Annotated in this window: 18 protein-coding genes and 2 rRNA genes (1 of these 20 only partly in view); 9 read left to right on the top strand and 11 right to left on the bottom strand. The window is 63.8% G+C overall.

Features of this window, described 5'->3' with window-relative positions:
- Positions 1-6 precede the first annotated feature (6 nt).
- The 3 genes from RTH46_RS07650 to RTH46_RS07640 are packed head-to-tail and all read left to right on the top strand — an operon-like array spanning position 7 to position 2,048.
- Complete coding sequence (locus RTH46_RS07650; RefSeq protein WP_153788688.1) at positions 7-630, top strand: lysophospholipid acyltransferase family protein; 624 nt, start codon at positions 7-9, stop codon at positions 628-630.
- 1 nt (position 631) lies between these two features.
- Positions 632-1,564 carry a phosphatidate cytidylyltransferase gene (locus RTH46_RS07645; protein ID WP_153788689.1) on the top strand — a complete coding sequence of 311 codons (933 nt, stop codon included), beginning with the start codon at positions 632-634 and terminating at the stop codon, positions 1,562-1,564.
- Between the two features lie 4 nt (positions 1,565-1,568).
- Positions 1,569-2,048, top strand: coding sequence for an HIT family protein (locus RTH46_RS07640; protein ID WP_153788690.1), 480 nt, complete (start codon positions 1,569-1,571; stop codon positions 2,046-2,048).
- Between the two features lie 54 nt (positions 2,049-2,102).
- Here the strand turns inward: RTH46_RS07640 and RTH46_RS07635 are convergent, their stop codons facing one another.
- On the bottom strand, positions 2,103-2,378 hold the full coding sequence (locus RTH46_RS07635) for a metal/formaldehyde-sensitive transcriptional repressor (RefSeq protein ID WP_110994659.1): 276 nt from the start codon (positions 2,376-2,378) through the stop codon (positions 2,103-2,105).
- A 69-nt stretch (positions 2,379-2,447) separates the two neighbouring features.
- On the opposite strand from RTH46_RS07635, the gene dmeF reads away from it, so the two are divergent.
- Together dmeF and RTH46_RS07625 are read left to right on the top strand one after the other, a co-directional pair.
- On the top strand, positions 2,448-3,371 hold the full coding sequence (dmeF, locus tag RTH46_RS07630) for a CDF family Co(II)/Ni(II) efflux transporter DmeF (protein WP_316905354.1): 924 nt from the start codon (positions 2,448-2,450) through the stop codon (positions 3,369-3,371).
- Between the two features lie 152 nt (positions 3,372-3,523).
- A complete protein-coding gene (locus RTH46_RS07625) occupies positions 3,524-3,868 on the top strand; it encodes a cupin domain-containing protein (protein ID WP_125465629.1) in 345 nt (114 codons plus the stop codon).
- A gap of 228 nt (positions 3,869-4,096) precedes the next feature.
- On the opposite strand, the gene mmsB is transcribed toward RTH46_RS07625, so the two are convergent.
- Both mmsB and RTH46_RS07615 read right to left on the bottom strand, forming a co-directional pair.
- Positions 4,097-4,987, bottom strand: coding sequence for a 3-hydroxyisobutyrate dehydrogenase (mmsB, locus tag RTH46_RS07620; protein ID WP_316905353.1), 891 nt, complete (start codon positions 4,985-4,987; stop codon positions 4,097-4,099).
- 10 nt (positions 4,988-4,997) lie between these two features.
- Positions 4,998-6,524 (bottom strand): CoA-acylating methylmalonate-semialdehyde dehydrogenase, encoded by a 1,527-nt coding sequence (locus RTH46_RS07615; RefSeq protein WP_316905352.1) that lies wholly within the window; start codon positions 6,522-6,524, stop codon positions 4,998-5,000.
- 133 nt (positions 6,525-6,657) lie between these two features.
- Between RTH46_RS07615 and RTH46_RS07610 the strand changes: the two genes are divergently transcribed.
- From RTH46_RS07610 to RTH46_RS07595, 4 genes are all read left to right on the top strand, one after another.
- Complete coding sequence (locus tag RTH46_RS07610) at positions 6,658-7,605, top strand: LysR family transcriptional regulator (RefSeq protein WP_316905351.1); 948 nt, start codon at positions 6,658-6,660, stop codon at positions 7,603-7,605.
- 447 nt (positions 7,606-8,052) lie between these two features.
- On the top strand, positions 8,053-8,271 hold the full coding sequence (locus RTH46_RS07605; RefSeq protein WP_316905350.1) for a hypothetical protein: 219 nt from the start codon (positions 8,053-8,055) through the stop codon (positions 8,269-8,271).
- A 405-nt stretch (positions 8,272-8,676) separates the two neighbouring features.
- A complete protein-coding gene (gene tuf / locus RTH46_RS07600) occupies positions 8,677-9,864 on the top strand; it encodes an elongation factor Tu (protein ID WP_316905349.1) in 1,188 nt (395 codons plus the stop codon).
- 227 nt (positions 9,865-10,091) lie between these two features.
- On the top strand, positions 10,092-10,721 hold the full coding sequence (locus RTH46_RS07595) for a GTP-binding protein (RefSeq protein ID WP_316905348.1): 630 nt from the start codon (positions 10,092-10,094) through the stop codon (positions 10,719-10,721).
- 7 nt (positions 10,722-10,728) lie between these two features.
- Here RTH46_RS07595 and RTH46_RS07590 read toward each other — a convergent pair whose 3' ends face one another.
- The 8 genes from RTH46_RS07590 to RTH46_RS07555 form a co-directional block, all read right to left on the bottom strand.
- Positions 10,729-11,187 (bottom strand): OmpA family protein, encoded by a 459-nt coding sequence (locus RTH46_RS07590; RefSeq protein ID WP_316905385.1) that lies wholly within the window; start codon positions 11,185-11,187, stop codon positions 10,729-10,731.
- Positions 11,188-11,225: 38 nt separating this feature from the next.
- The gene (locus RTH46_RS07585; RefSeq protein WP_316905347.1) at positions 11,226-12,506 is read right to left on the bottom strand and encodes a diguanylate cyclase domain-containing protein; all 1,281 of its coding nucleotides are present in this window, start codon (positions 12,504-12,506) and stop codon (positions 11,226-11,228) included.
- Entirely contained in the window at positions 12,503-13,078 is a 576-nt protein-coding gene (locus tag RTH46_RS07580) for a YfiR family protein (protein ID WP_153788697.1), read from the bottom strand. Before RTH46_RS07580 ends, RTH46_RS07585 begins: the two co-directional genes overlap by 4 nt.
- 68 nt (positions 13,079-13,146) lie before the next feature.
- On the bottom strand, positions 13,147-15,216 hold the full coding sequence (recD, locus tag RTH46_RS07575; protein ID WP_316905346.1) for an exodeoxyribonuclease V subunit alpha: 2,070 nt from the start codon (positions 15,214-15,216) through the stop codon (positions 13,147-13,149).
- Positions 15,213-18,884 (bottom strand): exodeoxyribonuclease V subunit beta, encoded by a 3,672-nt coding sequence (gene recB / locus RTH46_RS07570; RefSeq protein WP_316905345.1) that lies wholly within the window; start codon positions 18,882-18,884, stop codon positions 15,213-15,215. The genes recD and recB overlap by 4 nt, the downstream gene beginning before the upstream one ends.
- A complete protein-coding gene (gene recC, locus RTH46_RS07565; protein WP_316905344.1) occupies positions 18,881-22,363 on the bottom strand; it encodes an exodeoxyribonuclease V subunit gamma in 3,483 nt (1,160 codons plus the stop codon). The genes recB and recC overlap by 4 nt, the downstream gene beginning before the upstream one ends.
- A 121-nt stretch (positions 22,364-22,484) precedes the next feature.
- Positions 22,485-22,600 (bottom strand): 5S ribosomal RNA (gene rrf / locus RTH46_RS07560).
- Positions 22,601-22,741: 141 nt separating this feature from the next.
- Positions 22,742-24,915 (bottom strand): 23S ribosomal RNA (locus RTH46_RS07555); it runs 720 nt beyond the window's last position.

Here is a 24,915-nt window from a genome sequence, read left to right as displayed (position 1 = left end):
GCCGCCATGCTCGCCAGCCTGACCGCCATCGTCATCACCTCCGCCGCCCGCCTGATCACCGGCGCCCGCGCCCTGTGGCTGGGTTGCACACCGCAGCCGGTACAACGCCTGTACTTTGCCAACCACAGCAGCCACGGTGACTTCGTGCTGCTGTGGGCGGCACTGCCCGCCCCCCTGCGCCGCCACACCCGCCCCGTGGCGGGGGCCGACTACTGGTGCAAGCCCGGTATTCGCGACTTCCTCATCCGCCGGGTGTTCAACGCCGTGCTGATCGATCGCACGCGTTCGCCGGCCGAGGGCAACCCGCTGCAACCGGTGCTCGACGCGTTCGCCCAGGGCGACTCGCTGATCTTCTTCCCGGAAGGCACGCGCAACCTCGGTGACGAGCCGCTGCTGCCCTTCAAGAGCGGCCTGTTCCACCTGGCCGCGGCCAACCCGCAGGTCGAGCTGGTGCCGGTGTGGATCGCCAACCTCAACCGGGTCATGCCCAAGGGCCGTGCCCTGCCGCTGCCACTGCTGTGCACCTTGAGTTTCGGCGAGCCGCTGCACCTGCAGGCGGACGAAGGCAAACACGCATTTCTCGAGCGGGCCCGCGAGGCCCTGCTGAACCTGGCCCCGAAGGATGCCTGAGATGGATCACAACACCCTTTCGCTGTTCGCCGGCATCGGCGCCCTGCTGCTGCTGGCCAGCGCCATCGGCCGCCTGCTCAAGTGGCGCGCCGGCCCTGCCCCCCACGCGGTCATCGACAACCTCAACGCACGCATCAATGCCTGGTGGGTGATGGTGCTGGTGATCGGCATCGCCTTCGTGTTCGGCAAATACGGGGTGATCGTGCTGTTCTACGGCGTGTCGTTCTACGCCCTGCGCGAGTTCATGACCCTCACCCCGACCCGGCGCAGCGACTATCCGGCGCTGGTGGCGGCGTTCTACGTGGCGCTGCCGGTGCAGTACCTGCTGATCGCCATGGACTGGTACGGGCTGTTCAGCATCTTCATCCCGGTGTACCTGTTCCTGCTGCTGCCGATCCTCGCCAGCTTCGGCGGCGATACCACGCGCTTCCTCGAGCGCGCCTCGAAGGTGCAATGGGGGCTGATGATCGCGGTGTACTGCGTGTCGTCGGTGCCTGCGCTGATGACCCTCGAGATCCCTGGCTTCGAAGGCCGCAACCTGCTGCTGATCGCCTGGCTGATTCTGGTGGTGCAGATCAGCGACGTGCTGCAGTACGTGTGCGGCAAGCTGTTCGGCAAGCGCAAGGTGGCGCCCAACCTGTCGCCGTCGAAAACCGTCGAAGGCCTGGCTGGCGGCGTGGCGCTGGCCACCCTGGTGGGCGCGCTGCTGTGCTGGATCACCCCGTTCACCTTCTGGCAGGCGGCGCTGATGGCGCTGACCGTAAATGCCATGGGCTTCTTCGGCGGGCTGGTGATGTCGGCGATCAAGCGTGACCGCGGGGTGAAGGACTGGGGGCACATGATCGAAGGCCATGGCGGCATGCTCGACCGCATGGATTCGGTGTGTTTCGCAGCGCCGGTGTTCTTCCACTTCGTGCGCTACTGGTGGGCGTGAGTCGATGAACATTCCCGGGGAATACATCGTCCACGAGAGCGAGCACTGGATCGTCAACCATCACCTGACGTCGCGCCTGCCCGGCTACCTGATGCTGGGTTCGCGGGCGCCGGTCGACAGCCTGGCCGACCTGCCCGACCAGGCGCTGGCGGACATGGGCCGGCTGATGGCCAGGCTGCAACGGGCCATGGAGCAAGCGCTCGCGCCCAAGTGGCTGTACATCGGGCGCTTCGGGCATGTACCGGGTTGCCCGCTGCACTTTCACTTCATCCCGGTCCACGACTGGGTCGAGGCGCTGTTCTGGGCGGATGAGCGTTACCGTGCGCTGCAACAGTTCGGCTCGCTGGAGCACGCCCTGTCGAAGACCGACGGGGCGGAACTGACGTTGTTCGTCTGGCGCGAGTTCGGCGAAAGCCCGACCCCACCTGAGGTACTGGGGAGGGGTATACCTGAGGTGATTGCCGCTGTGCGTGAGCAGTTGTAGAGCGTATCGCGAGACCAGCCGGGGCTCCGACCAGCCTCGCGGTGTTGCCGAACGCTATTTCAGGTAGGAGCGCAACAGCGAAGCTACCTTGTCGGCCTCCTCCAACCGCTCCTCGGCGCTCAGCCCCTCCGCCACCAGATGCTCGCGGATATGCCCTTCCATCATTTCGGCCATCAGCCCGTTCACTGCACCGCGCACGGCGGCGATCTGCTGCAGGATCGCCAGGCAGTCTTTTTCCTGCTCCAGCGCGGTCTCCAGCGCGGCTGCCTGGCCTTTGATCTTGCGCACCCGGGTCAGCAGCTGCTTCTTGCTCTTGAGGGTATGTGCCATTCTGCTTCCATCACTGCAGGTATACTGGGGTATAGTATATTTCACGTATTTCCGGGAGCATGATAAACCATGACCACGCAAACCTCCGACCGCTGGCTGCACAGCCACCAGTTCCATACCAGCAACCTCGGTGCCGAGCGCAAGACGCGGCTGGCGGTATGGCTGACTGCCGTGATGATGGTGGCGGAGATCGCCGGTGGCTGGTTCTTCAACTCCATGGCCCTGCTGGCCGACGGCTGGCACATGAGTTCCCACGCCCTGGCGCTCGGCCTGTCGCTGCTGGCCTACGCCGCTGCGCGGCGCTATGCAGGTGACCGTCGTTTTGCCTTCGGCACCTGGAAAATCGAGATTCTCGGCGGCTACTCCAGCGCTCTGTTGCTGCTTGGGGTGGCCGCACTGATGGCGTTCCAATCGGTTGAACGGCTGCTGACGCCAGGCGCCATCCATTACGACGAGGCGATCTTCATCGCCGTGATCGGCCTTGCGGTAAACCTGATCTGCGCCTGGCTGCTGCGCGATGACCACACGCATCATCACGAGCATGCACATGACCACGCCCATCACCACCACGACCTCAACCTGCGCTCGGCCTACCTGCATGTGATCGCCGACGCCGCCACTTCGGTGCTGGCGATCGTTGCCCTGGTGGCCGGCAAACTGTGGGGTGCCGCCTGGCTCGACCCGGTCATGGGCCTGGTCGGCGCACTGCTGGTGGCGCTGTGGGCCAAAGGCCTGCTGCGCGATACCGGGCGGGTGCTGCTGGACGCCGAAATGGATGCGCCAGTGGTCGAGGAGATCCGTGAGGTGGTGGCGCAACTGCCAGTGGCCGCGGCCATCACCGACCTGCATGTGTGGCGCGTCGGCAAGGACCAGTACGCCTGCATCGTCAGCCTGGCCACTGCTGGCGCACTGAGCGCAGACAGCGTGCGCAAGGCGCTTGGGGTGCATGAAGAGCTGGCGCACATCACCGTGGAGGTGAATACCCTGCGCTGAGCTTCGCTCAGGCCTGCGCCGGTGTGGCGCACAGCCCGAGCCAGCAGGCCGGATAGCGCATCCAGACAGCCAGGCGTCGAGCACAGGCAACTGGCCGACGACGCCTGGCCCTAAGGTGATGCGTTCAATCACTAGTTGCCTGGAGCCACGCCATGTCCGATTTCATCACCGTCCTGCGCGAAACCTGCCCCACCCCGGTGGTCGACGCGACCAAGTGGAAGCGCATCGGCGGCGACCCGCACACCGTCAACCTCAACGCCTACCTGTCGGCCGACGGCAGCAAGATCATGGGCACCTGGATCTGCACCCCGGGCAAGTTCGAGGTCAACTACGAAAAGTGGGAGTTCTGCCACTTCCTCGATGGCTACTGCATCGTCACCCCGGAAGGTGAAGAGCCCAAGCACCTGAAGGCAGGGGATGTGTTCGTGATCGAACCGGGGATGAAAGGCACCTGGGAAGTGGTCGAGACGGTGCGCAAGTATTTCGTGTTTGCCTGAAGCCGTAATCGTGGGAGCGGCGGTGCGCCGATGCGACTTGCCCCGCGATGACGTCCGGCGGGACAACGATGCAGCCTGGTCAAACACCATCGCAGGGCAAGCCCGCTCCCACGATCCAGACGCCAATTCAGAAGGGCAAAAAAAATCGCGAAACGCATGCCCCTCCCCCAAGGTGCGCAGTTACAAGGGGGAGGACCATCCGGTCCGCGATGAAGTCCCTCTCGCCCATCAATCCTTCTTGCGATACCCCTCGACGATCGCCGAGAAATCCTTGCCGCCTTCGCCGCGCAGGCTCATGGCCTGGTACAGCTGCTGGGCCACGGCGCCCATGATCACCGGCTGGTGCGCCTGGCGTGCGGCCTCGGTGGCCAGGCCCAGGTCCTTGAGCATCAATTCGGCGCCGAAGCCGCCGGTGTAGCCGCGCGAGGCCGGTGCGGTCTCGATGATGCCCGGCCACGGGTTGTAGGTGTCCGAACTCCAGCAGCGCCCGGTCGAGCTGTTGATGATCCCGGCCAGTACCTTGGTGTCGATGCCCAGCGCATTGCCCAGGGCCATGGCCTCGGACACGCCGATCATCGAGATGCCCAGCAGCAGGTTGTTGCAGATCTTGGCGATCTGCCCGGTACCTACCTCGCCGCAGTGCACGATGTTGCGGCCCATCTGCTCCAGCACCGGCTTGAGGCTGGCGAACAGCTCGCTGCTGGCACCGACCATGAAGGTCAGGGTGCCGGCCGCCGCGCCGCCGGTGCCGCCGGACACCGGCGCGTCACCCATGTCGATGCCCTTGGCCGCCGCAGCCTTGGACACGTCGCGGGCGGTCTGCGGGTCGATGGTGCTGCAGTCCACGGTCGGGGTGCCGGGGCGGATGCCGGCCAGCACGCCGGTCTCTTCGTCCAGGTAGACACTGCGCACATGGGCAGCGGCCGGCAGCATGGTGATCACCAGCTCGCTGTTGGCCGCGGCCTCCTTGGGCGAGGCGCTCACCTGCCCACCCAGTTCGGCAAGCTCTGCCAGTACGGTCTTGTTCAGGTCGAACAGGTTCAGCGCGTGCCCGGCCTTGATCAGGTTGCGGGCCATGGGCGCGCCCATGTTGCCCAGGCCGATGAATGCGATACGCATGGTCAACTCCTTAGCGCAGGCTGATGGTGGTGTTTACACCGTCGTTGACGCTGTCATCGTCGAACCAGCGGGCGGTGACGGTCTTGGTCTGAGTGTAGAACTGCACCACCTGCTTGCCGTACGGGCCGAGGTCGCCGAGCTTGGAGCCGCGCGAGCCGGTGAAGCTGAAGTACGGCACCGGTACCGGGATCGGGATGTTGATGCCGACCTGGCCGATGTCGATCTCGCTCTGGAACTTGCGCGCCGCAGCGCCGCTCTGGGTGAACAGGCCGGTACCGTTGCCGAACGGGTTGGCGTTGACCAGGGCGATGGCCTCGTCGAGGGTGTCCACCTCCAGCGTGACCAGTACCGGGCCGAAGATTTCCTGGGTGTACACCTGCATGTCGGTCTTGACCCCGGAGAACAGGGTCGGGCCGACGAAGTTGCCCTGCTCGTAGCCCGGCACCTTCACGTCACGGCCGTCCAGCTCCAGCTTGGCGCCTTCCTTGATGCCGCTTTCGATCAGGCCCAACACACGCTCCTTGGCGCGCTTGGACACCACTGGGCCGACGTCGGTACCCGGCTCGTTGCCGGCATTGACCTTGAGCTTGCTGGCCGCGTCCTTGATGTCCGGCAGCCAGTCGCGGGCCTTGCCCACCAGCACCGCCACCGAGGTGGCCATGCAGCGCTGGCCGGCGGCGCCGAACGCAGCACCGACCAGTGCGTTGATGGTCTGGGTGCGATTGGCGTCGGGCAGTACCACCGCGTGGTTCTTCGCGCCCATCATCGACTGCACGCGCTTGCCGTGCTGGCTGCCCAGGTTGTAGACGTGGGTGCCGACTTCGGTGGAGCCGACGAACGAGATCGCCTTGATGTCCGGGTGGGTGCAGATGCCGTCGACCACCTGCTTGCCGCCGTGTACCACGTTGAGTACGCCAGCCGGGATCCCGGCTTCCAGCGCCAGCTCCACCAGCATCATGGTCGACAGCGGGTCCTGTTCGGACGGCTTGAGCACGAAGGTGTTGCCGCAGACGATGGCCATCGGGAACATCCACAGCGGGATCATCGCCGGGAAGTTGAAGGGGGTGATGCCGGCGCACACACCGATCGGCTGGCGCAGGGTGTAGGTGTCGACACCGCTGGCAACGTTCTCGGCGAATTCGCCCATCTGCAGCGTGCCGATGGAGGCGGCGTGCTCGACCACTTCCAGGCCGCGGAAGATGTCGCCTTCGGCGTCGGCAATGGTCTTGCCCTGCTCGGCGCTGAGGGTCACGGCGATGCGTTTGCTGTGTTCGCGGATCAGCGCCTGCAGCTTGAGCATGATGCGCATGCGCGCGCCGATCGGGGTGTCGCGCCAGGTCTTGAAGGCGCGTTCGGCGGCGGCCACGGCGGCGTTCACTTCATCGGCGGTGGCAAACGGCACCCGCGCCAGCACTTGCTGGGTGGCCGGGTTGACGATGTCGCGCCACTCGGTGGTCTTGGACTCGACCCATTGGCCGTCGATCAGCAGCTTTACCTGTTCGACCTTGGTCTGGCTGGGGTTGTGGGGTGCGTTCATCTGCGCTCTCCTTGGAATTATTGTCGGAACGAAGACGCCTACGCCGGGGTGGACACGGGGTGGCGTGTAGGGGCTGAGATCGAGTATAGATGTGCAAACATCCAACAAGAATGAACAAAAAAACCGGATCATCATGCAAAAAGACCTCACCTCCCTGAGCGCGCTGAACTGGGACGACCTCAAGTTCTTTCTTGAGGTAGCGCGCACCCGCAAGGCCAGCAGTGCGGCCAAGCGCCTGGCCGTGGACTACACCACGGTGTCGCGGCGCATCGGCTCACTGGAAGGGGCGCTGGGTACCTTGTTGTTCGAGAAGTCGCGCACCAACGGCTTCGTCCTCACCGCCGAAGGCCAGCGCCTGCTGGGCTACGCCGAGTCGATCGAGAGCACCCTGCACATGGCCTGCGAGCAGGTCTCGGGCTCGGGCGTGGCGTTGTCGGGGCATGTGCGCATGGGCTGCACCGAAGGCTTCGGCAGCTTCTTCGTCACCCCGCAGCTGAGCCATTTCGTCGATGCCTGGCCGGCGATCTCGGTGGATATCCTGCCGTTGCCGCACTTCATCAGCCTGTCCAAGCGCGAGGCCGATATCGTCATCGCCCTGGAGCGGCCGGAGCATGGGCCCTATGTGTGCTGCAAGCTGTGCGACTACCGGCTGCGGCTGTATGCCACCCAGAATTACCTCGACAACCACGCGCCGATTCGCGCGGTGAGCGACCTGGCGAACCATCCGTTCATCAGTTACGTCGACGATCTGGCATTCAGTTCGGAGCTTTTGTACCTGGCGAACCTGATCCCCAATGCCCAGGCCCACCTGCGCAGTACCAGCGTGATCGCCCAGTACACGGCGGCGTTGCAGGGGCGCGGGCTGGCGATTTTGCCGTGCTTCCTGGCGGCGCAGGATCCGCGGTTGGTGACGGTGTTGCCGGAGGAAATCGAGGTGACGCGGCAGTTCTGGATGTACTGCCGGGAGGATTTGCGCAAGCTCAAGCGGATTACGTTGTTGTGGGATTACATCCGTGAGGTGACCGAGGCGAATGCGCCGTTGTTGATGGGGGAGACTCGCGAGATACACTTCGCCGATTAGTCACAGGCGACAAGGAGAAATCTCCCGAAGTCAGCGCCCCAAGGTTGTGCCTTGCGCCCAACAAAGATAGATTTTCCCAGTCGTCGGAGCATCGGTGACGCGACCTTGGCCGGTCGGAATCGAAAGGCGCAGCAGCGCCCAGTCTTCATCGCAGGCGCTTTTTTTGTGCCCGCGATGTCGCGTCATGGCGGTGGTGCGCGGGACACCTTCGGGTGTGCCGGGCCCCTTTCGTCCCGGTCGGCCAACCCGCGTACTGCTGCCACCTAAACTTGCTTGGCCGCGAGCGGTGGCAGTTCCATAACGAAAGGAACTCATGCATGACCACCACGATACTGAGGATCCTCGCATCCGCTCTCCGCCGCCCATCCCCCGCGGCAACCCCGTCCCCAACCTTCTACCCGATCGACAGCCAATCCCTCGCCACCCGCGCAAGCCGGGAGGCATCCCATGACTGACCACGAACGCCTGTCCACCATCCAAAGCTACGCCTGGACCCTCGAATTGCTCGGTGAAGCACTGGTCCAGCATGACGAGGTGCTGGAGTGCGAGCACAACCCGCAGCTGAGCTTTCGCAATACGGCGGGGATTCATCAGGCGATCCGGATCATCAGCCGGCTGGCCAGCGAGCAGGTCGGCAAGCTGGAGGCGATGAAGGAGAAGGGGTGACCTTGGGGCAGTGAAACCTGCAGCATTGGGGCCGCTTTGCGGCCCTTTCGCGGAACACGTCGCAGGGCGTACCGTGAGCTGCATCTGCCTGCCACTCCGGAGACGCCCTGGCCTCAAGCTATTTGCGTAGCAGCCCAATGCGCCATTCGCGATGGTGATATCAGCGCCAACCTGGCCTTGCACCGACCCAAGACAGTTGCTTCCACAGCATCCTGTCGCTGGCTCGACTGCACCGCAATCTGATCGGAAAAAATCGACGATTTCGGTTTGACCTCCTGCTCGCTAGATCCAGCACATGATGTTCACGACGCCTCACCCGCGACCTAGCAATTTTGCCAGTAGCTCAGAGCACGCCGTGAGGGTTCACTGTTAATCAGTGCCAGGCAACTTCATGGAGCTGAAAAAATGGCTACTCAACAATCTGATCGTTCCCTTCTCCACGTTAACGTCGGCACCATTGGCCACGCTGAGCACGGCAAGAGCACTCTGACCGCAGCGCTGACCCGCGTTTGCGCCGAAGTTTTCGGTTCGGCCGTTGTTGCGCTCGACAAGATCGACTTGGCTTCAGAAAAAAAAGCGCTCAGCATCAACATCCCTCAAGTCGAATACACCTCGAACATTCGTCACTACGGTCACGCTGACTTTCCAGGTAGTTCTGACCGAGTGAGTAACATGATCGCAGGTGCTGCCCAGATGGACGGCGCGATCCTGGTTTGCTCGGCCGCCGATGGTCCGATGCCACAAACTCGTGAGCACATCCGGCTGTCCCGTCAGGTTGGCGTTCCGTACATCGTGGTCTTCCTGAACAAGGCTGACCTGGTTGAAGACGCTGAGCTGCTGGAACTGGTCGAGATTGAAGTTCGCGATTTGTTGTCCCAATACGGCTTGCCAGGCGACGACATCCCGATCATCGCCGGTTCGGCTCGTATGGCTCTGGAAGGCAAAGACGACAACGAAATGGGCACTACCGCTGTCAAGAAGCTGGTAGAGGCTTTGGATACCTACATCCCAAATCCAGTTCGTGCCATCGACCAACCGTTTCTGATGCGGATCGAAGACGTATTCTCGATTTCGGGTCGTGGTACCGTTGCTACCGGTCGTATCGAGCGTGGTATCGTCCGCGTTGAGGACCCGCTGGAAATCATCGGCCTGCGTGATACCACAGCCACTGTTTGCAAGGGCGTCGAGGGATTCGGCAAGCCGCTTGACGAAGGCCGGGCTGGTGAGAACTGCGTCGTTCTGCTGGACGGCCTCAAACGTGAAGACGTTGAGCGCGGCCAGGTTCTGGCCAAGCCCGGCTCAATCAAGTCGCACACCAAATTCGCCGCAAAAGTCCACGTTCTATCCAAGGAAGAAGGCGGTCGTCACACTCCGTTCTTCAAAGGCTACCGTCCTCAGTTCTACTTCCGTACCACGGACGTGACCGGCTGCTGCGAACTGCCGGAAGGTGTTGAGATGGTCCAACCAGGTGAGATCATTCAGATGACTGTCACCTTGATCGCAGCAATGGCACTGGAAGACGACCTGCGCTTCAGCATGGCGGAGGCCGGGAAAATCGTCGGCAGCGGCGTTGTTACCCAAATTATTGAGTAGGCCTCACTCAGTCCGACGCCACCACGATCGACGCCCTCCGATTTTCCATACGCCCGCCGCTGGTGCGATTGCCCGTCACCGGCTGGTCCAGGCCAGGCCGCGTGTTTGACTATCAAGCACGCGGTATGCCTATCCATGACGTCTTTACCTGACATTTTTGCCAGTAGCCAGTGATTACAAGCCGGTCTCTAATAGCTTCAACATTGAGTCGACTGGAGACCTGCACCATGGGATTCATACGTTCAAAACCACAATCCAACGTTGTGACTATCGGTCACGCAGGCCACGGAAAAACGACCCTGACCGCCGCTCTTATTCGCTATAGCGCTGAAATCTTCAGTTCAAGCGTCATCAACTTCGGTGACACTAGCATCAGCGTCGAAGACCAGGCCCGTCTAGCAGCCACTAGTGCCTCACCCATTTCGCTTGAATCAACGAAACGTTGTTACTCCCACGTGGATTGCGTGGGAAATGCCGAACAGGTCAAAAACACTCTCGCTAAGGCCCCAAAAATTGATGGAGCCATCCTGGTCTGTTCGGCCGTCGAGGGGCCGGAAGAACAGACTGACGAGCACCTCAAACTCTGCAGCCAGCTAGACATCAAGGCTGTTGTGGTGTTTCTCAATAAGGCCGAACTACAAGAAGACGATGAACAGTGTGAGTTGATTGAGATGCAAGTCCGCGAATTGCTGATTAAGCATGGGTTTCAGGGAGACGATGCAACAGTCGTTGCTGGCTCGGCTCTCAAAGCACTGAAAGGCGAAAATGGCCAATTCGGCACTGATGCTGTCTTCAAGCTCTTTAATGCAATGGAAAATACTTTCCCGACCAGCCCATTGCCGACGAGCAACACGTAACTGAACATCAATCCGACGCCACCACGATCGACACCCGGCGATTCTCCATCCGCCCGGCGCTGCTGCGGTTGTCGGCCACCGGCTGGCTGCTGCCCAAACCGCGAGTCTGGATGTTCTGCGGTTGCATGCCGATGCCAATCAGCGCCTTGGCCACGCTCTGGGCGCGGCGTTCGGACAGTTGCTGGTTGTAGGCCGCCTTGCCTGAGGCATCGGCGTGGCCGTCGATGCGCACGCGCTGGATATCCACCGACAGCAGCGCCTTGCCGATGCGCTCGACGATGGCTTCGCTCTGGCTGTTGAGGCCGTCCAGGTCGCTGCCGAACAGCACCTTGCCGGACAGATCGAACGCCCAGCCCTCATCGACAGGTGCAAAGCCTTCGCGCTTGAGCACGGCCACTTGCTCCGGGGTCAGGCCCTTGGGCGGTACGCTCTGGCAGCCGCCGAGGGCGAGCAGGGCCAGGGCCATAGCGAACAACGGGAAACGCAGCGTTAGCAAACGGTCGATCACGGTTCAGCTCCTGTGCTTTTTACATCAGTGGCGCAGCGTTCCGTCTGCGCCACTTGCCAATGGCCACGGCGCATGCGCTTGGCCTGGTACATCGCCGCATCGGCGGCATTGAGCAGACTGGCCGGGTCGTGGCCGTCGTCCGGGTAATAGGCGATACCGACACTGAGCGAGCTGGTGATGCGGGTGCCATCCTCCAGCAGGATCGGCAGCTGCATGCTGGCGATGATCTTCTCGGCGATGCGCTGGGCATCTTCACGCGCCGGCAGCGGCGCCAGCAGCACGGCGAACTCGTCGCCGCCCAGGCGCGCCACCAGGTCATGCTCACGCAGTTGCGCACGTACCCGGCTGGCGATAGTGATCAGCACTTCGTCACCCACGGCATGGCCGAGGCTGTCGTTGATCTGCTTGAAATGGTCGCTGTCCAGGAACAGCAGGGCCAGGCGCTCGTCCTGACGTTCGGCAGTGCGCAGGCTGCGGTTCAAGCGGCCCTCGAAGAAGGCGCGGTTGGGCAGCCCGGTGAGGCTGTCGTGGCTGGCCTGGTGGGCGAGGGTTTCGTTTTCGCTTTGCAGGTGGCTGTGCCAGACCTCCAGCTCGTCGAGCAGCGCATTGAAGTCGTTGCCCAGTTCGTTGAGTTCAGCGATCTGTGCTTCTGGCACACGGCGGTCGAAACTGCGCTCGCGGCGCGCGGCGTGAGCCACGCTGGCCAAGTGACGCAACGGGCGGATGATGTCGGCGAACAGCCGGCGCGACAGGTACAACGCCAGCACCGCGCTGACCACCGTGCACAGCAGGATCCCGAGCAGGCCACTGAGCAAAAAGCGCAGCAGGCTGCCGCCCTGGCCGACCAGTTCGATATGCCCGACCTTCTGGCCCATGTGCTGCACCGGCAAGTTGATCGGCTGCTCCAGCAGGGTCCGCGCCACCTGGCTTTGCAGCCGTGCCATCAGGGTTCGGTCATCGCGCTGCCAGTGGGCGAGCAGTTCACCATCGTTGTTGAAGACCTTGGCGTCGGCCACCTCTTCGGTCGCGGCGATCAGCGCCAGTGCCTCATTGGCGGCGGGGCTGTCGTCGAACACAACGGCGGCTTCGACGGTGTAGTTGATGGAACGGGCGATCAAATGCAGGTTGTGGTTGGCGTAAACGCGCAGGGCGGCCACCCCGAGCAGGGTCACCAGGACCCCGGCCAGGCCGGCGGCGAGCAGGGCAATGCCCAGGTGACCACGCCCCAGCACCGCTCGCAGGGTCGGCCGGGGCATGCGCTGGTCAGGGCCGCTCATGGCTGCGCCGCCCGCCGCCGCGACAACTGCAGCACGCTGGGGTGGATGCGCACGCCGCTGCGCGCTACCGAATCGAGGTTGACGTCGAAGGCCACCTGCTGATCGCTGACCCGCAGGCAGAACAGGCTGCCCACGGTGCAGGGGTCGTCGGCTTCGGTGATGCTCAGTACCGGGTGACCGCTGATTGCCTGGAACAGGCGATCACGCTCGCCGGGTTCGAGCTTGCCGATGTAAACGGCATCACAGGCACTGGCCAGGCTGGCATTGCCGGCCAGCAGTCGGCGCACCTGCAGTGGCTGCCCGGAACTCTGCAGCGTGCCTTTGATCAGGTCGTCGGCGTATTCGGTGGGGCCGACCAGGCACAGGCGCAGGGGGTTGGGTTCGGCGGGCCAGCGGGCATAGCTGAGGATGCCCAGCACTACCTGGGTCACTGCCTTGGCCCGTTGCTGCGCCTGCGTGCTCGGCTCGCCGGCCAGCGCCTGGGCGGACACGCCGGTCAGCAACAGCGTGGCCATCAGCAGCGAGCGCGCGCAATCCTTCACCCGCCTCAAAACCGAGACAGCCACTGTCATGTGGGAAATCTCTCAAAAAGTTGCCAGATAATGCCGCAACGATAGCACAGCAACGTGGTACGCCCGTATCACAGTTGTTCCAGCATCAGCCCCGAAACACGTCTTACCCTGCGCCCCACAGCCTCCTCGAACACTCCGCTGCGCGGCTCGATCAGGCTGAAGCAGTGCTTGGCCCGGGTAATGCCGGTGTACACCAGCTCCTTGGTCAGCACCGGGTTGAGTGCGTCGGGCAGCACCAGCGCGGTGTGGCTGAACTCCGAGCCCTGGGACTTGTGCACGGTCATGGCGAACACGGTTTCCACCTCGCTCAGGCGGCTGGGCAGGACAAAACGCACCCCGCCACTGCCGTCGTTACGCGGGAAGGCCACGCGCAGCGGGGCCTGGCCCTGGTCATCGGGCAGGCGCAGGGCAATGCCGATATCACCGTTCATCAGGCCGAGGCCGTAGTCGTTGCGGGTTACCAGTACCGGGCGCCCCTCGTACCACAGCTGCTGGCTGTCGATCAGCCCGGCATTGTGCAGCACCCGCTCCACCCGCTGGTTCAGGCCTTCGACGCCCCAGGCGCCCTTGCGCACCGCGCACAGCAGCTGAAAGTCCTCGAAACGGCTCAGCACTTCGCCGGCCCAGTGTTCCCAGCGCGGATCGTCCGCCGGGGTGCCTGGTGGCGGGCGCAGGCGGCCGATGTTGCGCAGATAGTTGCGATAGCCCTGGGGGCCCTCGACGCCGCGGTTGAGGCCGTCGAGCAGCAGGCGGTCGAAGCGCTTGTCGTGCTCGCCGCCGAGGGTCAGGCAGAAGACGTCATCGGGCTTGCTGGCCAGCAGCGCGCGGGCCTCTAGGGCCTGCTGGCGGTTGACCAGCCGTGCCAGTTGGCCGATGCCGCTGCCCTCACCGAAACGCCGGGAATGGCGCAGCATGACGATCTGCTGGGCCAGCGGGTTGCGCGGGCTTTCGCCCGGTTTCAGGCCGCTGTTGGCCAGCGATTGGCCGCCTATCTGCTCCAGCCAGGCCTGGGTCTGCGGCCAATAGCAGCCGTCTTCGGCGTCGCGGCATAGGTCGCCCAGCACCGCACCCGCTTCCACCGAGGCCAACTGGTCCTTGTCGCCCAGCAATACCAGCCGCGCATTGGGTGGCAAGGCGTCGAGCAGGTTGGCCATCATTTCCAGGTCGATCATCGACGCCTCGTCGATCACCAGCACATCCAGTGGCAACAGGTTGCCGGCGTTATGCCGGAAGTGGCGCGAGCCCGGGCGGCTGCCGAGCAGGCGGTGCACGGTGCTGACGTCGGTGGGGATCTGCGCGCGCACCGCGCTGTCGACCCGCAAGCGCTCGACCTGCTGGCCGATGGACTCGGTCAAGCGCGCCGCGGCCTTGCCGGTGGGCGCCGCGAGGCGAATGCGCAGGGGCCGGCCCTGCTCTACCGCCGGCGCCTGCAGCAGGGCCAACAGCCGCACCACCGTGGTGGTCTTGCCGGTGCCGGGGCCGCCGGTGATGACGCTGAAACCGGCACGGGTGGCCAGGGCGCAGGCGAGTTTTTGCCAATCCACCTCGACGGCCGGCGTGCCGTTGTCGAACAGTTGCGCCAGGCGCACGGACAGATCGGCCTGCAACGGCTGCTGACGGGCCAGGCGCTCGTGCAATGCGCCGTCGATGCGCCGCTCGTAAGACCAATAGCGGCGCAGGTACAGACGTTCACCACTGCGCACCAGAGGGCGCTGTGCGCTGCTGTCGCCTGCCGCCACCAGCTGGCTATCGCTGATGCGCTGCAACCAGGTGTTCAGGTCGAGGCTGGCCAGCAACTGCGAAGGCAGCAGCAGCGGCCCAGCCAGGGCATCGCCTTCTGGCGGCAGCGACAGCGCGAAGTCCGGCTCGGCCAGGGTCTGGGCAAGGTCGAGGCAGACATGGCCGTGACCCAGTTGGTGGCTGGCCAGCGCCGCCGCCAGCAGCACCAACGGATCGCTGCCCGGGGCGAGTTCTTCGAGGAAGCCGACGAAGGCCCGGTCCAGCGCACGCAGCCAGCCCCGCTCCACCCAGCGGTCGAGCAGGGCCAGCAGGTCGTGGCTGTCGTGCAGTGGCGCCAGAGCGCTCAGGTGCTCGGCCTGCAGTGGGGTCGGCAGAAGGTCGTCGAGGCTGCGGCTCATGGCGTGGCTCCAGCAAACAGGTCCTGCTGCGCGGGCGCGTGCTCGCCACGGAACAGCGCATCGAGGGCTTCGATCAGTACGCGTGGCGGGCGGGCGTGATATAGGCCGTTGCCTGTCGAATGTGTGCCGCGCAGGAAGATGAACAGGGCACCGCCGACATGGCGGTCGTAGTCGTAGTCGGGCAGGCGTGCGCGCAACTGGCGGTGCAGGGCCAGCAGGTAGAGCACGTACTGCAGGTCGTAGCGGTGCTCGAGGATCGCCTGCTCCATGGCCAGGGCGCCATAGGCCTGGGCGTCTGGGCCGAGCCAGTTGGATTTGTAGTCGGCCACGTAGTAGCGCCCGTCCAGCTCGAACGCCAGGTCGATGAAGCCCTTGAACATGCCGTTGAGCTGGGTCGGCTGGAGCGCCGGGCGCGCGGCGCCGTCATGGGTATGGCGAACCACCAGTTGGTCGAGGTGCAAGGTATCGACCTGATGGCTGGCGAACCAGAACTCCATCTCGATCTGGTACTGGCTCAGCGCCGCCAGTTGCAGGGTAGCGCCCTGCAACGGCATGGGCTGCACCAGCATCTGCTGCAGCCACTGGCTGAGCGTGGGGATCCAGCCGGCCCAGTCGCGGCGGTTGCAGCGCCGGCCCACGGTGCGCTCGATCAGCTCGAGCTGGCTGCTCACGGCGGCGAAGCCTTCTTGGCCTGCCCATTCGAGCAGGCCATGGAGGAAGGTGCCGGGGTTGGGCCCACGGGGGAAGCGGTGGATATCACCGGACTCGGCCGGCACTTCGCGCAGCAACTGGCTGTCCAGTGCTTCGTCGTCCAGCAGTTGTTGGGCCTGGGAGCTGTCGGCGATAAGCGTCTGATCGCCGACACGCAGCGCACTGTAGGAGGCGATCCACCACTGCTCGGCGGCGGCCCGTCGAGGTTTGCGTGCTGGCAACAGCTCGCTGTCGTTCGCGGGGGTGCGGTAGCTTTGCTCGTCGGCCTCGGGCAGCGGCCCACTGATGATGGCCGGGCTGTCGGCACCCAGAGCCTGCAGCCACTCGCCCAGTTGGCTGGATGCCGACAGCGGCAGGCCGCCACCGAGCAGGTAACCCAGGGCCGAGCGGTGCAGCTGCGAGCTGCGCTGGGTGCCGCGCTTGAGGTCGGCGACACCCAGCCAGCAACCGTGCTGGGCGCGGGTCAGGGCGACGTAGAGCAGGCGCAGGTCTTCTGCCAGGCGCTCGTCGTCGGCACGCTCGACCTGCTGTGCATCCGGCGTGAGCGTGAGGTGTGCCGTGCCGTCTTCGTCATGCCAGGACAGCGGCAGGCGCGAGCCATCCACCGGCTTGCTGGTGCAGATGAACGGCAGGTACACCAGGGGGTATTCCAGGCCTTTGGATTTGTGGATGGTCACCACCTTGACCAACTGCTCGTCGCTTTCCAGGCGCAGGATCTGCTCCTCGCCGGCCTGCCCGGCGTTGGCCAGGTGCTCGGCCAGGTGGCGGATCAAGGCCTGCTCGCCATCCAGCTCGCCGGCCGCCTGCTGCAGCAGTTCGGCCAGGTGCAGCAGGTTGGTCAGCACCCGCTCGCCGTCGGTGCGCGCCATCAGGCTGCGCGGCAGGTGGAAGTCGTGCAGCAGGCGGCGCAGCATCGGCAATACGCCTTGGCGTTGCCAGATTTCGCGGTAACGGCGAAAGCGCATGACCCAGCCTTCCCAGACCCGCTCGTCCTGGTTCAGGCGCTCCAGTTCGCTCAGCGCCAAGCCGAGGGTCAGGCTGGCCAGGGCGGCCTTGAGCATGCGCTCGGCGTCCGGCTCGGCGCAGGCCTTGAGCCAGGCCAGCAGGTCGTGGGCTTCCTGGGCGGCGAACACCGAATCCTTGTCTGACAGGTAGACGCTGCGCACCCCGCGGGCCGCCAGTTCGGCGCGGACCAACTGCGCTTCGCGACCGTCGCGCACGAGGATGGCGATATCGGACGGCAGGCACGGGCGCAGTGCGCCGTCACTGCCGGCAAAGCCACTGACGCCCTGCTGGCCGCCGTTGAGCACGGCGACGATATGGCTGGCGCAACTGGCGGCCAGGCGCTGGCGATACAGGGTGTTGGACACCGGCTCGTCACTTTGCAGATGCCAGCAGTGCAACGCCGCGCTGGGCTGGCCGTCGATCAGCAACTGTTCGCTGCGGCCTTTGGCGCGGACCTCGACGAAGGGCAAGGGGTTGTCGCCCTGGGCGCGGAACAGGAAGGCGCCGCGGCCTTGCTCACGCGCCTCGGCCTGCAGGAAGACCCGGTTCACGGCCGCCACCATGGCCTGGCTTGAGCGGTAGTTGGTGTCCAGGCTGTGCAGGCGCCCGGCGGTGGCGCGCCGGGCCGCCAGGTAGGTGAAGATGTCGGCGCCACGGAAGGCGTAGATCGCCTGCTTGGGGTCGCCGATCATGAACAGGCCGGTTTGCGGGTTGTTCTCGGTGATGCGATAGATGCGCTCGAAGATGCCGTATTGCACCGGGTCGGTGTCCTGGAATTCGTCGATCAGCGCGACCGGGAACTGCTCGCGGATCAACCCGGCCAGGCGCTCGCCGGACTCGCTGGCCAGCGCATGCTGCAGGCGCAGCAGCATGTCGTCGAAACCCATTTCGGCGCGACGGCGCTTTTCCACTTCGAAGCGGGCCGAGACCCAGGCGGCGGCATGCTCCAGCACGCGCACCTCGGGGCTGGCGAGCCCCTGCAATTGTTCGCGCAGGGTTTGCATGGCATGCAGGGCTGGATGGCTCGGCGGCTCGCCGACCTTCCATGCCTCGGCCATGCCGTCGGGGGTCAGGCGGGTGAAGCCGGTGCCCAGGTCGAGGTCCAGGGCTTGATCGTCGCCAGCCCAGGCCTTGAGCTTGTCGAACCAGGGCTCGAAGTAGCGCGCCTGGAGCTTGCGGCCGTCGGCCTGCTTGGCGGCCACGGCGTCGCGGCAGATCTGCTGCAGCTCATCGGCCCAGGCGGCCCATGGCGCCTTGAGCTGGCGCAGTTGCTCAGTGCGCTCGCGCAGAGTCGCTTCGATCAGTTGTTGCGGGTCTTGGTCGTGCTGTTCGCTGCGCACCCGGCCGAACAAGGGGCGGATGCGTGGCAGCAGGGCATCGGGGCTGCCCCAGTGGCCCCGCACCCAGGCCAGGGATTCGCCGCGCATGCCGTAGCAGAAGCGCCGCCAGTAGTCGCGCATGACCTGGCCAAGCAGCTCGCTGTGGTCGGTTTCCAGGCTCTGGGTGAACAGGCTGCCACTGTCGAACGCGTGCTCGCGCAGCATGCGCTGGCACCAGCCGTGGATGGTCGATACCGCGGCCTCGTCCATCCACTGCACGGCGATCTCCAGGCGGCTGGCACAGCGTGGCCAATGCTCCTGTGGATATTCGTCGCGCAGTTGATGCAGCAGCGGGTCGGCGTCTTCCAGCTCGCCGCGGAAAAACCGGCCTGCCTCGGCCAGGCGAGCACGGATGCGTTCGCGCAGCTCTTTGGTGGCGGCGTCGGTGAAGGTCACCACGAGGATCTGCGGGGGCAGCAGTTCGCGGGCAAAACCCTGCTCGCCGCCATGGCCGAGGATCAGCCGCAGGTACAGCGCCGAAATGGTGAAGGTCTTGCCGGTGCCGGCACTGGCTTCGATCAGCTGGCTGCCGTGCAGGGGGAAACTCAAGGCCAGCGGGCGGGCTTGGCTCATTGGGCGCTCTCCGAGTTGCCGAGGGTCTGCCAGGGCGCTGCGAACAGGGGGCGGTACAGGGCTTCGCACCAGCCTTCGAAGGTTTCATCCAGCACCAGCGCGGCGAAGTCGTGGTACTGGCGGGCCAGGGCCAGGCTTTCACTGCGCTCGCCGTTGCTGATCAGGCCGTCACCTTCGTAGGCGCGGGCGGCGGCGGCAAGCGCCTTGTCCGGATCTTCCTGGGCCAGCCAGGCGAACGCGGTCTTGGCCGCGACCGGCAGGGGGGCGTTCATGCCGGCCTGGCGCGCCACCAGCAGTTCGCCCAGCCGTTCGGCGGCCTGGCCTTGGGGCAATGGCGCCAGGAGCAGGGTCAGGTCGCTGGCCACCAGCGCGCTGTGCAACGGGTAGCCCGAGGCGCAGGCGGCCAGGTGCATGACCCAGGCCGGGATCAGCCGGTGCCACTTGAGGCTGTTGCGCCCGGCACTGAGGGTGTTGGGCACGGTGGCGATGCTCAGCAGGCTCTGGTCGTCGGCCTGGTAGACCCGGCCCAGCCAGCCCTCGAGGCGGTGCAGGCCGTGTTCGAAGTGGATCGGCAAGGCGCCTTCCACCAGCGTTGGCCAGCGCTGCAGCAATTGCCCATGGCGCTGCAGCAGGTCTGGCAGGGGCTGGATCAGCTCGGCCTGCAACGCCTCGCCGAACCCGGCCAGCGGCAGCAGGCCACAGGCTTGCAAGCGGCGGGCCTGGGCCTGCAGCGCCTGCTCGGGGTTGTCCGGCGCGGCCAGCGCGGCACCCAGCAGGCTTTCACTCAGGCCGTAGCGTTGCAGGGCGTCGAGGGCGAAGGGCTCTTCGTCCGGCGTGGGGGCTTCCAGGGCTTCGAAGTAGACTTTCAGGCGCTGACTGAAGAAGTGCCTGACGGGATGGCGCATGAAATCCTGCAACTGCATCAGGCTCAATGGCTCATCGCTGCTGTAGGGCAACAGCGGGGCATGGGCTGCCTGGGCCTCTGCGGCGTCCTGATGCAGGACCAGCCACTCATGGGCAAAGCTGAACAGCGGGCTGCCTTTCTGGAAATAGCGCTGGCTGAACGGCTGCAGCGGGTGCTCCTGGGTCAGGGCATGCAGCAGTTGCTGCCCCGCATCGTCCTTCTGCCCTGGTTTGGCCTTGGCCAGTTGCCAACCGGCGGCCAGATGATCGCGCAACTGCCCGATCAGCACCGAGGCTGGGCGTTCGCTGTTGTCGCGGATGCTGCGCCCGACCCAGCTGACGTACAGTTGGTCGCGCGCCGACAGCAGCGCTTCGAGCAACAGGTAGCGGTCGTCCTCCCGGCGCGAACGGTCGCCGGGGCGGTAGTCGCTGGCCATCAGGTCGAAGTCCAGCGGTGGCTGCGCGCGCGGGTAGTCGCCGTCGTTCATGCCCAGCAGGCAGACCACCCGGAACGGGATGGCGCGCATGGGCATCAAGGTACAGAAGTTCACGGAGCCTGCGAGGAAACGCTGGGACAACTTGCCCTGGTCGAGGCCCGACAACCACGCCTCGCGAACCACGGTGAGCGGTAGCAGGTCTTGCAGGTTGACCGCCTCGCAGGTTTCCAGCCAGGTGTCGCGCAGGTCCTGGAGCTGCACCAGGAGCAGTTCGTCGTGCTCGTTTTCAGCCAGGAAGAAGATCTGCAGCAGCGCATGCAGGCGCTCGCCCCATTGCGTGGCGGTGGCCGGCTGCGACAGTGCCTGGCAGGCGATATCCAGGGCGTCGAGCAAGGCAACCAGCGGCCCGATCAGGGCAGCATCGAGCCCGCCGATCTCGTCGTAGGGCTCGATGCCGTCGCAGCCCTCTCCTACGCCTACCGCGTACCCCAGCAGCATGCGGCGCAGGCCGAAACGCCAGCTGTTCTGCTCCAGGCCCTCGGGCAAGCCGAGCGTGGCGCGTTGCCGGGCACTGAGGCCCCAGCGGATGCCTGCGCCCTCGATCCAGCGGTGCAGGGTAGGCAGGTCGCTTTCCTCGATCGCGAAGCGGGCGCGCACTGCCGGTACGTCCAGCAGGTCGAGTACCTCACTCACGGCAAAACGGCTATCGGGCAGTTTCAGCAGGTGTTCCAGGGCGATCAGCAAAGGGTCGCGACCACGCTGGCCTTGGTCGGTCAGGGTGAACGGGATATAGCGTGGGTCGCTGCGCTCCAGCTGGCCGAACACCGCGCGAATGTGCGGGGCGTAGGTGTCGATGGCGGGGAGCATGACGATGATGTCGCGCGGGCGCAGGCTTGGGTCGACACTGAAGCGGGCCAGCAGCTGGTCGTGCAGGATCTCGACTTCGCGCTGCGGGCTGTGGGCCACGTGGAAGCGCACGGAGCGGTCCTTGGCAGGGTCCACCTGGGGCCATTGCTCGCGGGTTTCGGCCAGGGGGCGAAGTTCAAGGATGTCGTCCTGCAGCTGGTTGAGCAGGGTCTTGGGGTCACCGTCGCTGAACAGGTCGATGCGGCCATCGCTGAACACAGCCTGATAGCTGCCGGGGTCGTCGTAGCTGTCGAGCAGGTTGATGTAGTCACGGCCCTGCTTGCCCCAGGCGGCCAGCAACGGGTGGGCGTGCTGGTGCAGCAGCTCGTCGTCCAGCTGCATGGGCATGCCTTGCTTGCGCTGCTGACGTTTGTACTGGTGGCGCAGCAGGTCCTTGTCGGCAACGATGTCGCCCCAGTGGTGACGGCAGGGGTTGTGCACGCACAGCAGTACTTGGCTGAAGCGTGCCAGGCCGGCCATGGCCTCGAGGATCTGGGCCGGCAGCGATGAGATGCCGAACACGATCAAGCGCGCGGGCAGGCCCGTGGGCGCTTGTTCCAGGCTGTTGATACGTTCGATGAAGCGCTGGTGCACACCGGCGCGACTCTGGGCCATGCCCTCTTCGCCTACGTCTTCGAGCAGGATTCGCCACAGCTCGGCCTGCCAGCGGTTACCGGCGGCCAGCGGCTTGCGTTCACCGCGGGCGGTGTTGAGCACATGCTCCCCGGCCGCCCAATCCTTGAGCCAGTCGGCACGGTAGACCTGGTATTGGTCGAACAGGTCGGCCAGGCGTTCGGCCAGCTGATAGCGTTTGCGCAGGTCGCTGTCGTCGTTGAGGAAGCGGCGCAAGGGCTCGAAATGCGGGCGCTCGATGACCTCCGGCAGCAGGCGCATGAGGCGCCAGGTCAGGGGGGCTTTGTCGAGCAGCGACACTTCGGGGATTTCATCGCGGCCCAGCACCCCGCGATACAGCTGCCACATGAAGCTGCCGGGCAACTGTACGTCGATTGCGGCGGCAATGCCGCAGCCGCCTTGGTCGTCGTCCTGCGGGTCCTCGGCCAGCGCCAGTTTCAGCCACTGGGCGATACCATTGCTCTGTACCAGGGCGATTTCGTTTTCCAGCGGTGCCAAGGGAAAGCGGCGCATCACACTCACCACCAGATTGCGCAAATCATCCAGGCGATTGCCCTGGACGATCATGAAACCTGGGTGCAGTGAGGTCGTGTGGGCCATTGGGCGCTCTCGTGAAGGCGGGCGGATATGGTGGGGAACCATATCACGGGGTTGATCTTTTCCGATCCGGAAAAGACAAAACCCCTACCTGCATGCGCAGATAGGGGTTTTGCGAAATGAATCTTGACGATGACCTACTCTCACATGGGGAAACCCCACACTACCATCGGCGATGCATCGTTTCACTACTGAGTTCGGGATGGGATCAGGTGGTTCCAATGCTCTATGGTCGTCAAGAAATTCGGTTGCCCAGAATGTCTTGTGAACACTCTTGGCTAATTCGGATATGCGATTTGTGGTGCTTTTGTGAAAGGTGCGAATTTTCGGGTCTTTCGTCTTCACCACCACAATCTGCGTAGCAGATTGCTTGGGTGTTATATGGTCAAGCCTCACGGGCAATTAGTATTGGTTAGCTCAACGCCTCACAGCGCTTACACACCCAACCTATCAACGTCGTAGTCTTCGACGGCCCTTCAGGGGATTCAAGATCCCAGTGAGATCTCATCTTGAGGCAAGTTTCCCGCTTAGATGCTTTCAGCGGTTATCTCTTCCGAACATAGCTACCCGGCAATGCCACTGGCGTGACAACCGGAACACCAGAGGTTCGTCCACTCCGGTCCTCTCGTACTAGGAGCAGCCCCTCTCAAATCTCAAACGTCCACGGCAGATAGGGACCGAACTGTCTCACGACGTTCTAAACCCAGCTCGCGTACCACTTTAAATGGCGAACAGCCATACCCTTGGGACCGGCTTCAGCCCCAGGATGTGATGAGCCGACATCGAGGTGCCAAACACCGCCGTCGATATGAACTCTTGGGCGGTATCAGCCTGTTATCCCCGGAGTACCTTTTATCCGTTGAGCGATGGCCCTTCCATACAGAACCACCGGATCACTAAGACCTACTTTCGTACCTGCTCGACGTGTTTGTCTCGCAGTCAAGCGCGCTTTTGCCTTTATACTCTACGACCGATTTCCGACCGGTCTGAGCGCACCTTCGTACTCCTCCGTTACTCTTTGGGAGGAGACCGCCCCAGTCAAACTACCCACCATACACTGTCCTCGATCCGGATAACGGACCTGAGTTAGAACCTCAAGGTTGCCAGGGTGGTATTTCAAGGATGGCTCCATGAGAACTGGCGTCCCCACTTCAAAGCCTCCCACCTATCCTACACAAGCAAGCTCAAAGTCCAGTGCAAAGCTATAGTAAAGGTTCACGGGGTCTTTCCGTCTAGCCGCGGATACACTGCATCTTCACAGCGATTTCAATTTCACTGAGTCTCGGGTGGAGACAGCGCCGCCATCGTTACGCCATTCGTGCAGGTCGGAACTTACCCGACAAGGAATTTCGCTACCTTAGGACCGTTATAGTTACGGCCGCCGTTTACCGGGGCTTCGATCAAGAGCTTCGCTTGCGCTAACCCCATCAATTAACCTTCCGGCACCGGGCAGGCGTCACACCCTATACGTCCACTTTCGTGTTTGCAGAGTGCTGTGTTTTTAATAAACAGTCGCAGCGGCCTGGTATCTTCGACCGGCATGGGCTTACGGAGCAAGTCCTTCACCCTCGCCGGCGCACCTTCTCCCGAAGTTACGGTGCCATTTTGCCTAGTTCCTTCACCCGAGTTCTCTCAAGCGCCTTGGTATTCTCTACCTAACCACCTGTGTCGGTTTGGGGTACGGTTCCCAGTTATCTGAAGCTTAGGAGCTTTTCTTGGAAGCATGGCATCAACCACTTCGCGCTCTAAAGAGCACTCGTCATCAGCTCTCGGCCTTRAGATCCCGGATTTGCCTAAGATCTCAGCCTACCACCTTAAACTTGGACAACCAACGCCAAGCTGGCCTAGCCTTCTCCGTCCCTCCATCGCAATAACTGGAAGTACAGGAATATTAACCTGTTTTCCATCGACTACGCTTTTCAGCCTCGCCTTAGGGACCGACTAACCCTGCGTCGATTAACGTTGCGCAGGAAACCTTGGTCTTTCGGCGTGGGAGTTTTTCACTCCCATTGTCGTTACTCATGTCAGCATTCGCACTTCTGATACCTCCAGCAAGCTTCTCAACTCACCTTCACAGGCTTACAGAACGCTCCTCTACCGCATCACCTAAAGGTGATACCCGTAGCTTCGGTGCATGGTTTGAGCCCCGTTACATCTTCCGCGCAGGCCGACTCGACTAGTGAGCTATTACGCTTTCTTTAAAGGGTGGCTGCTTCTAAGCCAACCTCCTAGCTGTCTAAGCCTTCCCACATCGTTTCCCACTTAACCATGACTTTGGGACCTTAGCTGACGGTCTGGGTTGTTTCCCTTTTCACGACGGACGTTAGCACCCGCCGTGTGTCTCCCATGCTCGGCACTTGTAGGTATTCGGAGTTTGCATCGGTTTGGTAAGTCGGGATGACCCCCTAGCCGAAACAGTGCTCTACCCCCTACAGTGATACATGAGGCGCTACCTAAATAGCTTTCGAGGAGAACCAGCTATCTCCGAGCTTGATTAGCCTTTCACTCCGATCCACAGGTCATCCGCTAACTTTTCAACGGTAGTCGGTTCGGTC

Source organism: Pseudomonas sp. zfem004, assembly GCF_032621715.1.
Lineage (GTDB): Bacteria > Pseudomonadota > Gammaproteobacteria > Pseudomonadales > Pseudomonadaceae > Aquipseudomonas > Aquipseudomonas sichuanensis.
The sequence above is the reverse complement of the archived record's forward strand: the minus strand, read 5'-3'. Positions and strand labels throughout refer to the sequence as shown.